General features: G+C 58.0%; 6 protein-coding genes. All 6 read right to left on the reverse strand.

Going from position 1 to position 11989, the window contains the following annotated elements; all coding sequences use genetic code 11:
- Positions 1-133: 133 nt before the first annotated feature.
- Positions 134-1294 carry an efflux RND transporter periplasmic adaptor subunit gene (locus ACYVGU_RS17755; protein WP_460623143.1) on the reverse strand — a complete coding sequence of 387 codons (1161 nt, stop codon included), beginning with the start codon at positions 1292-1294 and terminating at the stop codon, positions 134-136.
- 24 nt (positions 1295-1318) lie between these two features.
- Positions 1319-2671, reverse strand: coding sequence for a TolC family protein (locus ACYVGU_RS17760; protein WP_460623144.1), 1353 nt, complete (start codon positions 2669-2671; stop codon positions 1319-1321).
- Between the two features lie 348 nt (positions 2672-3019).
- Complete coding sequence (gene pbpC, locus ACYVGU_RS17765; protein ID WP_460623145.1) at positions 3020-5320, reverse strand: penicillin-binding protein 1C; 2301 nt, start codon at positions 5318-5320, stop codon at positions 3020-3022.
- Positions 5321-5401: 81 nt separating this feature from the next.
- Complete coding sequence (locus ACYVGU_RS17770; protein WP_460623146.1) at positions 5402-6151, reverse strand: protease inhibitor I42 family protein; 750 nt, start codon at positions 6149-6151, stop codon at positions 5402-5404.
- Positions 6152-6783: 632 nt separating this feature from the next.
- Entirely contained in the window at positions 6784-7266 is a 483-nt protein-coding gene (locus tag ACYVGU_RS17775) for a hypothetical protein (RefSeq protein ID WP_460623148.1), read from the reverse strand.
- A 27-nt stretch (positions 7267-7293) separates the two neighbouring features.
- The coding region (locus ACYVGU_RS17780) for an alpha-2-macroglobulin family protein (RefSeq protein WP_460623149.1) at positions 7294-11989 on the reverse strand (4696 nt) is incomplete at its 5' end.

An 11989-nucleotide genomic window follows, 5' to 3' on the forward strand; every position in this document is an offset into this window, starting at 1 on the left:
TGAGGAGGGGTTGGGGGTGGTTGAAGAATCGTTGAACAGCAACTAGCTATAGTCACCGTTCTAGGCCAGTCAACCACCCCCAACCCCTCCTCAGCTGAGGAGGGGAGCTAGTTGCTGGCTCTAGTTTCTAAGCTTACTTGGCGCCGCCAGCGGCGGGAGCACTGCCGCCCGCTTGTGCCTGCGCGGGCGTACCCACCTGAATCTGGCCGCCGTCGCGGAGGCGCTGGAGGCCTTCGGTTACTACCTTGTCGCCTTCCTTAATGCCGTTCATCACTACAATCTGGTCGCGGAGGCGTGGGCCTAGCTCCACTTTGCGCTGATAGGCCTTGCTGCTGTCGCCGGCAATAAACACGAAGTTCTCTCCCATCTGCTCCACAATAGCCTTGTAGGGCACCACAATGCGGCGGCCCGACTGGCGGTTAAGCACACTTAGCACAGTGCTCATGCCATCCTTCAGCTTGCGGTCAGGGTTCGTGAACTGCACCCGAATCTGGACGGTACCAGTTTGCTGGTTTACGCCTCTATCAATGGCTAGTATTTTGCCGGGCTGCGTGTAGCGCGAGCCATCGGGGAGCACTAGGCGGAAGGTAGAGTCGTCTTTGCCGCCGGCCTGGCGCTGCAAGTCGGCAAAGCGGCTGAGGTCCGATTCCGTAATCACGAAATCAACACCCATGGGGTCTTCGCCGCTAATGGTGTTGAGCAGCGTGGAGCCGGGGCTCACCTGCGACCCGAGGCGCACCTGCGAAATGCCGATGCGGCCCGTGAAAGGCGCTTTAATCAAAGAATAATCGAGGTCGGTGCGGGCCGCGGCTACGTTGGCTTGCGCTACAGACACCTGCGCCTGCGCTGTAGCGTAGGCCGTGGAGGCATTGTCCACAATCTGCTTGGCAATGGCGTCCTGCTGGGCTAGGCGCTGGTAGCGGTCGAGGTTGACTTTCGCGTTTTGAACCGTAGCACGGGTGCTGGCCAGGCCCGCCAGCGCCTGCTGGTAGGCTGCCTGGTATTTGCGGCGGTCGATTTCGTAGAGCGTTTTGCCCTTCTGCACCACGTCGCCTTCCTTAAAGAAGATCTGGGTGATAAAGCCGGCTACCTGGCTGCGCAGCTCCACATTGTTGATGGCCACCACGGTAGCCGGATACTCATCGTAGTAGACCGCGTCGGAGGTCTGGGCCGTAACCAAGGTTACGGGCGTAGCTGGTGGCGGGCCAGCGGCTTTTTCGTCTTCTTTTTTGCCGCAGCTCGCAAAGGCCAGCAGGCTGGCAGCGTACGTTAGGGCAATAAGCGTCTTGTTCATATACATTCGGGAAGCAGCGGAAGGCTAGTAGGAGGTAGGCAGGTTGCCCTGGGCGCGCAGCAAATCCACTTTGCTGCTCAACACCTGAAACAGAGCACTGTAGTAATTAAGCTGGGCGGTACGCAGGGTGGTTTGCGCCACAATCACATCGAGGTAGGTTTTGATACCCTCCCGGTATTGCAGGTTCACCACCGAGTACACCTCCCTCGACAAATCGAGGTTGCGTTGCCCAATTCTGTAGTCGGCGTAGTAGCTCTTATAGCTGGCTAGGGCCTGCTCAAACTCGGTGTTGATGCGGTTGCGGGCCAGTAGAATATCTTGGTCGATGCGCTGATCGGTCAGCCGCTCGCGGCGCAAGTTCTGGAGGCGTCGGCCACCCGTGAACAGGGGCAGGCTCAACTGCAAACCAGCATAAGAACTGGGGAAACGCTGGCTGTACAGGTCGCCGAAGTTATTGTTCTGGAAAACTGAGTTGTAGTTGCCAAAGGCTGAAAGCGAAGGCAGGAAGCCCCAGCGGTAATAACTGATCTGGGCCGCCTGCAGGGCTTTTTGGGTTTGCAGCTGCTGCACCTCAATGCGGTTGGCGGGGTCGAGGGCTATGGTCGTGTCCAGTACAGCGTCGCGCATGAGCTGCACCGTGTCGTATTGCAGGGCAAGCGGCTGCGTGCCGGCTACGCCCATCAGTTCCTTGAGGTAAGCCGATTTAGCCTTCACTGCTTCCAGGGCTTGCTTGCGCGCCACCACGGAGTTGTTCAGCAGAATCTCCGCTTGTTTGTAGTCAGTTTTATCAACAATACCCGCGTCGTAGCGGGCCTTGGCATCTTTGAGGCTGCGCTGAAGTCGCACAATGTCCTCGCTGAGCACCTCCAGCTGGCGCTGCGAAAGCAGCACATCGTAGAAGGCTTTGCTTACATCCGACACCACATCAATGCGGACGCTGGCCGTGTTCTGCTGGAAAAGCTGCCGGGAAGGCCGTGCGCTCCGGGTGGCCAGCTGCACATCATTATTGTAAATGGTTTGAGTAGCTGCTAGGCCTATGGTAGAGGTGTTTTTGAGGCCCACCTGGCGGGGCACGTTTACGCCGTCCGCATTCGGAAATACGATGAAGGGCAGCTGGAAATAGTGCTGGCCGGTGGCGTTGAGGCCTAGCTGGGGCAGCCAGCCAGCCTTCCCAATGCGGATGTCGGCGTCGTTGGTTTCCTCATCAATGCGCGCTTGGCGCAGCACGGGCTGGTTCTGCAAGGCGTATTGCAGGCACTGCTCCAGGGTAAGCTGACTGGCAGGGGGCGCAGGGGCCGTAGGTTGGGCCTGCGCCCAGACAGGGGCAAGCAGCAAAAGGCCGAATAGCAGCCGGAGCGCCCGTTTCATGTGTTTCATATCCTAATAAAAAGCAGCTACCGAATTTCGTAGCTAAAACATTGCTGGCTACCATCTGCACCAGCCACCACTCCAGACACTAGGCGCAAGGACACGGCCCACGGTCTGGGCGCTGCCTGTGCCTAGTAATTTTCAGTTGAAAAAATGACCTGACTCTTGGCAGTCAGTGGGGTATACGTTCAAGAATATCGGCTCCCGAATTAGATTCGACCTTAGATTACAAGGCAGGTTAACCAAGCTGTAAGCAAAAGGTTGTGTTGCTCAGCAAAAAGATTCTCGCTGCCGCGGGTTCGCGTGGGCAGGGGGCCTAGTAAAGTAGGTAGTTCGCTAATAGTGCTGGTTTAGAGCTTATTCCAGCTCAGTTACCGTCACGAGTACATCAGTATTGCGGCCGTGGTCGTCGGCGCATGAAATCTTGAGCGGGCCTGGGCTGGGCTGGAAAAAGATTCGCTCGGCAGCGGCAGCCGTCTGCAGAAACTGGTCGTTGACGTACCAGTATACCTGTCGCACTTCGCTGTCGGTGGTGCAGCTGAGCAAAAGCTGCTGCTTTTCGTGGCGGTTGAGCACGTACTCGGTATTGGCAGTAGGCGAGGTGATGCTGGGCGCCCGCTCTGCACCGCCGCGCACTAGCTGGCACTGCGGATTGTGCACCGGCAGCCGTCGGTACGGAATGCCTTGCGCTTCTTTAAAGGCCGCTACTTCGGGCAGTAAATTGGGGTATAGCTCCCGCCGAAACCCCGCGGCCGGCGCGCAGGCCCGGCAGTACGTAAAGCTCCCATCAGCCGACACCAGCACTTCTCGCACGTGTTGGCACCGCTGCCCCGAGGATACACTAGGCAAGAAATAGTCGATAACCTGATTCGGGCAGTTTTCGCCGGGTACTAGGCCACTCTCCGCGCACACCAATCGAAAATCCAGCGCAGATGGGGGCGCATACCAGTCGTTCGGCGAGTTGTAGGCGAGAGCATTGAACAAGTCGAAGAGCAAGGGGGTGGCTACCTCTGAGCCCGTAAGCGCTGGGCTGCCTTGGCCGCTGAAGTTACCCACCCACACGCCAATGGTGTATTGTTTGTTGTAGCCTATGCTCCAAGCGTCGCGGCGGCCGTAGCTGGTGCCGGTTTTCCACGCAATTTTGGGTAACCGCATGCTACTGGCGGCGTTTATGGGCAAATCAGGCCTAGTAAGCTGGGCCAGGATATCAGTGGTCAGAAACGCAGCGCCTTCAGAAATAAGAGGCTTAGTAGGTGTGCTTTTCTGCGTTGATGTGAGGTGAAGGCTGCCATACAGGCCGCCGTTAGCCAGGGTCACATACAGGTTGGTCAGTTCTTCGAGGCTAGCGCCGCAGCCACCCAAAATGCTGCTTAAGCCCAGCTGGGTGCGGTTGCGCGTTATGCTCTGGAAGCCAGCCTCGCGCAACTTATCCGTGAAGGTGGGCACGCCAAGTTGGTTGAGCACGCGCACGGCCGGAATGTTGAGCGAGTAGGCCAGGGCTCGCTCCAGCGTCACTTCCCCATTGCAGTGTTTATCAAAGTTCTCGGGGCGGTAGCCCTGGAAGTTGGTTGGCACATCGGGCAGCAGTTGCTTGGGCGTTACGAGGCCTCGGTCCATGGCCAAAGCATACAGAAACGGCTTGAGTGTGCTGCCCGGCGAGCGGACGGCCAGTACCCCATCATTCTGTCCTTGGTTTCCGAAGTCGCGAAAATCAGCGGAGCCTACGTAGGCCTCAACCTGCCGCGTACGGTTATTCACGACCAATACGGCCGCCTGCGTGATGCCTAGCTCGTAGAGGCGCCGCACGTAATTACGCGTCAGGTCTTCTGCCTTGGCTTGTTTGCTGCGCTCCAGACTACTCCGGATGATAGCCTGCCGTGAAAACTGCCGCACCAACCGCCGCGACAGGTGCGGGGCCAATGCCGGCGCCGCGTGGCGCTGCACGTCTAATGGCTCCAGCAGTGCATCTTCCACATCCTGCTTCGGAAACAATCCAGCTTCTGCAAACCGGCGCAGCCAGCGGTTCCGCTCCTGTAATACGGCCGCGTTGTTCTTCCCTAATATCAAGCCCCGAGGCCGGTTTGGGATGATGGCCAGCGTAACGGTTTGGGCCAGCGAGAGGTAGTCGGGAGTTTGCTGGAAGTAGAGCAGCGCCGCTGATTTTACGCCTTCTACGTTGCCGCCGTAGGGCACCAGGTTCAGGTAAAGCTGCAGAATCTCGTCTTTGCTATAGTGCAGCTCTAGCTGCGTAGCGCGCAGCATCTCCAGCAGCTTGTTACGGAAGGTGCGCTCTTTGGGCTCCAGCAGCCTGGCCACCTGCATGGTAATGGTGCTGGCTCCGGTGGTGCGGCCTTTCCCAAACAAGTTGCGCCCGGCTGCCTGCACCAGTGCCACCGGGTTCACCCCCAAGTGCCACCGAAACCACCGGTCTTCCTTCTCGATAATAGCCTTGCGCAGCACCGGGGTAATTTCGCGCAGCTCGGTTTTCATCCGCCACTTTTGGGTGGGGTTGAGGTAGGCGTGCAGCACCGAGCCATCGGCGGCCAGCACAATGGGCGAGTAGTGCGGCGCGGGCGGGAGGGGAAACGCTAAGTCCAGTACTAGGCCTAAGGCCAGCACCAACCCCACAACGGCAAAAACTTTAGCAGCGCGATTCATGCACCCATCAAGCAACCTGCCGGCCATTCGTAGCGGGCAGCAAAGGCGGCAAGATAGGAAAGCACCAACTACGGCGCCGCTTTATTTAGGTGGCTCGGGCACTTCTACCTGCAACTCGAAGTCGCGCTTTGGTGGGGCGGTGTTATCGGCCGCATTGCGGTACAAAAAGCGCAGCGTTGTCTGGCCCGGGTTCAGGGCCTGAAACTGAAACGTTACGTCTTCAGGTGTGCCGGCCTTCGCCTTTTTCTTCGGCTTCTTGCTGGGCTGCTCAGCGGCCGGGGTAATCAGCTTAACTACAGTATCCGAAATGGGCATTACTTCCCAGGTGTACTGCGAGCCGGCCGTGTTATCCAGCCGAATGTCCAGCTGGTCGCCTTTGTTCACTTTCACGCGGCTGTGGTTGCCATACTCCGTGATATTCACGTTTTTAGCTACCCCGGGCTTATCAATGGTAACAAACACATGGAAAAAGCCGCCCAACTGGGCATAGCCCGTTCCAGGCTGCGCCGATACCAGCGCCAAGTCAATACCTCCGGTACCAATAGCCTGAAAGTGAATTTCAAACGTGGCAGGAGCGCCCGGTACGCCACTATTAACGCCCGGAAGCACATTCGTAAACGTAGGCGTCAGCTGGCCCGGGTACGACTGGGTGAGGCGCCACCCAAAGCGTGGTGAGATGGTAGGCAGTTGTACCACTAGCTGGTCGCCAATGGTCAACTGTACTTGCTTGCCGTTGTCATTGGCATTCACCGTCACGATGTCGGCTTGGGCAGAAAACGGACCTAGTAAAGCACTGCTCAGTAGTAGGGCGGCAAGCCAAAAGCTGCGCAAATTGCGTGCGCAAAAGGCAGGAGTAGAACACAATAGCTTCATCACGAGGGTATAACAGTAAGGTGTAACAACAACACAGCCGGCAGCTTGTGCGTGCCGGCTGTATGGATAAAACTGTACGAAGGAAGCGCGGAAAAGCTGCAGTTGAGTTGTCAAGGCTGAATTATCTTAAAGCTTACCACGTAGCTGCTGTCGAAGTAAAGGGTTAGCACGCTAGGGCTAGAGCCTGTCCATCCTCCAGGTTCAATACCTAGTTCATATATCCATTCATTTGTCAGATGACCGACATCTGGGTGTCCAAGTAAGGCAATAGCCTGTGGCTTCGTGATTCTATAGAGTCTATTAGAAGTAAGCAAATCAGCTACTATTTCATATCGGGTGTCTGGTGACACGGCCCATCGTGTTGTAGTGAATTCTCGGGCCGGATAGTAGCCATGAGCGCCCAACCCACTTGCAAAGCATATCAGACATAGAAGCAAAGAGGTTACTATGATAACCGTTCGCTTGAGCCCGCTAGAGCGCAAGCGTTTAGTCCAAAATAAGTTGGCCGCTAGAACCCCTGCCACAACCGACAGAAGTAGCCATAAACTATAGAAAATTAGCACAGGCACAAGGTTGTGGCAGCAACTATATTAGTTTTCATGTATTTGATAGCTGACTACTTTGCCTTGAGCAAACTGTATCGATAAGACATCTCCATCGATAGAGAACAAGCTCGGCTTAAACCCAATATAATATTGCCAATGGTTTTCGCTTTTGTACGTAGGGACACCTAGCTGCGTGGCTACTTGCACCTGCGTGAGACCTCGCAATTGATGATTATTCTGTAGATCCTCCATCATCTCGTACCGCTTATTCACATCAGAAGCCCAATTATCTTTATGGAACTCCCGATGGGGATAATATAGGTAGATGGTTAGCGCCAGATATCCCCCGGCCAGACACAGAAAGGGCGTCGCAGCTACTGACACCGCCCCCGCAATGCGTTTCGGATGCTGTTGACCCGGCCAGAACCGGTGTAGCAATGCCCTGGTGGCTGCAAACACCACAATAAAGGCGGGCAGGGTAAAGAGGCCTAAGACTATATAGAACAGTAAGTCACTCGAAGCTTTCATATCCTTCTGGGGTAGAACATAAGTCGGTTACCGCACGCGCACCACGCCGGCTCCATTGTAGCTGTGGTACTCGGCGTTGTACATGGCATCGGCACTGATGGGGCCTAGCTTGAAGGTGCCCTTGCTCACGGCGCGGCAGAGGTAGTAGAACGACTTCGGCTCAGTAGTGACGGTAGTGAACAGGTTGATTCGGTCGTCGCGCACGTCCATGTAATCGGGTTGGGCGGCGTCCTTGGCCCAGGTCAGGTCCCGAACGGCCCCGATGCGTGGGTTCTCGATTTCCAGGCCAGCGGGCAGTAGGTCGGTGATGGCTACATTCTTGACTTCGCCCGCGGTTTCAGCCGATTGAATGGTGATTTTGACCACTACCAAGTCGTTTTGCTTGAAGGAGGTGGAGCCCACCAGGTTGCCGTTGCGGTCCAGAAACTGGCGGCGGACTTGCAGGTAGGCGTCTTCCTCGCGCACTTGGCCGGTGGGGGAGATGCCCTCGGTTTCCCAGAAGTAGTAGAGGCTGCCTTTGCCGCTGGTGCGCAGCTGTAGCTGGCGGTTGGCCACGTTGCTTACGGTGAGGTCTTTGCCTGAAAAGTTGCCAATGGCCTTGCCATCGGCCAGCAGGCTAGCTACTGCAGTGCTTCCGGCATTTTTCTTCGCCAGCTTGCCTAGGGCCAACAGCGCAAATGCGCGCTCTTGAGTATTGAGCCAGCCAGCCTGTTTTACCTGGCGGCTGAGCTGACGGGCCAACTGGTTTACTTGTGGGTTGGCCGGGTCGGCGGCAAGCAGGGCGTTGAGCACCAGGGCCTCGTCGCGAATGGGAGAGGAGAAGGCGCCATCGAGTTGGCGACCGGCAATGCTGGGCGAGGCGCCGAAACGCGTGGGCACGGTGCTCTGGTAGCCGCGCTGGTTGCCGCTCAGGGCGAAGGCTGCCGCTAGCAGGTAGCGCGAATCTTCGGCTAGTTGGGGCCGGTTGGCTTTGTAGTAGTTGAGGCCTACAGCATCGGGGCGGCCGGCCAGAGCCAGCACGTAGAGGGAGTAGGCTACCTCCTTCTTGGCCAGCGTAACGGGCTGAATCACACCACCCGTCTGGATGATGTTGTAGGTGTCGGTTTCGCGCTTGCGCACCCGGGCTTGCAGGTAGCGCAGTAGCCGGTCGAGCACGTTCTTATTCACATCGAAGCCGGCTTGCTGGGCTTCCAGCAGGAAGTGCGCGGCGTAGGTGGTAGCCCACCAGTTGTCGTAGTCGCCGCCGGGCCAGTAGCTGAGGGAGCCGTTGTACATCTGCTGGGCCTCCACCTTCCGGATGGCTTCCTGCACGTGGTAGTTGGGGTTGAATAGGCCCGCCTTACCGGTTTTGCCCGTTTTCTGGCCTAGTGTGGCAGCCAAATCACCATAATACAGCTGTGGGAAAGCGGCCGACACAGTTTGCTCCAGGCAGCCGTAGGGGTATTGCAGCAGGTAGCGTAGGTCCTTGGCAAACTCGGTCATGGGCGAGCGGCTCACCACCAGCTGGCTCCGCAACGACGAAGGCAGGAAGTCGGTTTTCAGGTTCAGCTGCTGGGCCGCGCCACCCGCCACCACGCCCGCCCCCGTACGCTTCTGCAGCGGCGAAGCAGGACGGATGGGTAGCTCGATGGTTTCGGTGAAAGTTTCATTGGTTTTTGAATTCCGAACTGTAATTGCGACGCTACCAATGCCAATAGATGGCTTGGCATTGACGCGGAAATTAACGCGCTTCTCTACGTTAGGAAGAAGCTTAACAGCATATCCAGCAGGTTCTACCTTGTCTGGTAAAGAGCCGTCTTGAATTAGGGGCTCAGTTGATGCAAGAGGACCAGTGAGCTGTTTCTTGACCATCACCCACGTTTCCTTACCCGTCGTGTTCGTCAGTGTTACGGGCACGTCAATGGTATCGCCGGGGCTGAGGAAGCGGGGGAGGGCGGTGCTGATTACTACTGGGTCAGCTACGCGCATGGTGTGCTCGGCGGAACCGAAGGCGTCGTTTTTGTAGGCCACCGCCATGATGCGCACGGCCCCGCTAAACTGGGGCACTTGCAGCTTGTAGCGCACCTTGCCGCTGGCATCGGCGGTGAGCACGCCGCTCCATTTGGCGAGCAGCTTCACGCGGCGGTTGGGCACGGGCGTGGTGCGGCGCGAGAGGTCGTATCCGTCGCCGCCGGTGCTGCTGGTCCCGAGTTCGGGCAGCAGGAAAGGGTACACATCGTAGGCCTGTACTTCTAGGGCGCGCTTCTGGTAGAAATAGCCGTAGGGGTCGGGCGTGCGGTAGTCCTTCATCTGCAGAATGCCCTCGTCCACCATCGCCAACGTTACCTGGGCGCCGGGGGCAGTGGTGACTTCAATGGTTTGGGCGGTTTGGGAGCGGCTTTGCGCGGGGGCTTTGATGGCTACTTGCAGCTTGGCGCCGGGCTTTTCTACCGTCAGTGGCACGAAGCCGCGGGCCACCGTAAGGGGTAGGCGGTTGTCCTTGATTTCGCGGATGGCGGTGGCCGTTACGTACACGTTGGGCACGTGGCCGGTGCTAATAGGAATGCTCACGCGGGCTGATTTCTCGTCGGTGTTCACGTAAAAGTGGTCGAGCACCCGGTTTCGCTCCACCGTCACGAGTACGCGGCCGGGGAAGGGCGTTTTCAGCAGGAGGTTGGCGGTTTCGCCGGGCTGGTATTTGGGCTTGTCGGCCTCAATAGTCACTTCACCCTCATTGTTCACCTCAAAGGAGTTGCTCTGAGTGTCGCCGTAGCCGTAGGCGTACACGTGCTGGGCCACGTAGGTCACGGCGCCTGGCCTAGAAACCCGGATTTCGTACTCACCGGAGTAGGTAGGCGTAAAGCCAAGGCCAGCATCGGAGCCACCGCTGGCTACCGTTACGGTGCGGCTTAACACCACTTGCTCACGCTTCTGCGAGTTGTAGATGTAGCGGCCGCCCTGGCGCTCAATCACGGTTTCCCAGAGCAGGCGCACCACGCGCACCGTGGCCTGGGCCGAGGTGGGCGTACCGGCCGGCGTGAGAGCCACCAGCCGCACTGGCAGGGCCTCGCGAGTTTGCACCAGCTCGTCCATATTTTTCACCCCAAACAGCACTGGCTGGGTTTGCACCTCGAAGGTAGCTAGGCGGTTTACAGGGCGGCCGGTTTCATCAAATACCGTCGTGAAAGCCGCGCCTTCCAGGATGCCTAAGTCGCTGTAATCGGGCACCTCGTAGGTGGCGGCGCCGCGGCCGGCGGCATCGGTGGTGCCTTCGCGGGTGGTCTTCTCGAAACGATCCGAAATCGGTGTGGAAGCCTGGTCGCCGTAGGGGCCGCGCTGCTTGTCGCCGCTGTTGATGGCGAAGGTATAGTCGGCGTAGTTTTTCGGGGTGAAGGGCTTTTCCTTAAGCGAAAACTCCACCTCAAACTTGCGGTCAACGGCGGGTGGGCCAAACAGGTTCTGGGCTATAATCTGCGCCTCCACCGTCTGGCCAGGCTTCACGACTGGCCTAGAGGCCTTCACGGTCACCTTCATGCGGTCCGGAATAAACTCCTCCACCGAGAGCTTGCGCGAAGTCAGTAGCACATCGTTGCCGGTCAGCACTTCCAGGGTGTAAAGGCCGGTCATCACGGCCGGGGCCAGCAGGAAGCGCGCCTCGAAGGAGCCAGCCGCATTCAGCGTTTTCTGGAGGCTGGCGTACTCCTTGCCAGTAGGCAGTAGCAGCCTGATTTTCACCGGCAGGCCCTTGGGTGGCGCCTGCCAATCCTCAGTCCGGATGACAGTGTTGGTCTGGATGGTGTCGCCGGGGCGGTACAGGTCCCGGTCGCCGTAGAGGAAGGCCTGGTAGCGGGCGGCGTTGCTTTGTAGGCCACCCACCTCGAAGCGGGAGGTTTCTACGCGGCTGCGGCTTAGGTCGAGGAAGGTGAAATCGTTGCCCTGCTGGGCCATCACCATGCCTAGCCTGAAGCGGCCATTCTGGGCGGTGCTATCGAATTTCGTTACCCCCTCACGGTTGGTAAGGCCGGTGCCCATTACCTGATTGTTGGTGCTGATAAAGCGCATTTCCACGCCGCTCAAGGCCTTGGCGTTGCGGATGGAGTTGGCAAACACCAGCGTGCTGCCGGCCTTACCCTGCTTCACAATCAGCCCGATATCCGACACAGCCACCAGCTTGCTCACCTGTAGCCACTGCCGCTCAGTGTCCTGCACCTTAATGATGTAAAGGCCCTTCAAGCCACCAGCAAACTCTAGGTCCTTGAGGTTCAAGTTCAGCAGCCGCAGCCCCTGCGCCTTCGGCAGCCCCGACACGGTATAGGTGCGCTCCGTGAGCACGTTGCCCAGGTTCTCGACGTCGTAATATTGGTAGGAGTGGTCCACGTATCCGCCCTCCTCACTTTCTTCTTCCTCACCTGATTCTTCACCGTCGTAGCCGTATTGTATGCCGCCACGCAACAGCTGCTGAATGTTGTTGGCGTAGACCTTGGCAATGGTCACTTTCACCTGACCTACCTCGTTGATGCGCACGCCCAGGTTACGAGAGCCCAGCGCATCGAGGTACATGGCCTTTTCGTCGCTGGCAAAGCTGATGGTGGGCCGCTCATCAGAGAAGCTCACTGTTTGGGTGTAATCCTCGCCCAAATGCCCGCCTAGGCCACCCCGCAGCCCTTGGCGCAAGCTCACCTGGTAGCTCTTACCCACCTCAAAACCACCCTTGAGCCGGAATCCACTTTCCAGTTCCTCCACC

The organism is Hymenobacter tenuis, assembly GCF_054780495.1.

Bases quoted from the DNA above. Each gene is read 5' to 3' on its own strand.
- ACYVGU_RS17760 (WP_460623144.1), bottom strand. From the start codon at position 2,671: ATGAAACACATGAAACGGGCGCTCCGGCTGCTATTCGGCCTTTTGCTG.
- ACYVGU_RS17755 (WP_460623143.1), bottom strand. From the start codon at position 1,294: ATGAACAAGACGCTTATTGCCCTAACGTACGCTGCCAGCCTGCTGGCC.
- ACYVGU_RS17775 (WP_460623148.1), bottom strand. From the start codon at position 7,266: ATGAAAGCTTCGAGTGACTTACTGTTCTATATAGTCTTAGGCCTCTTT.
- pbpC (WP_460623145.1), bottom strand. From the start codon at position 5,320: ATGAATCGCGCTGCTAAAGTTTTTGCCGTTGTGGGGTTGGTGCTGGCC.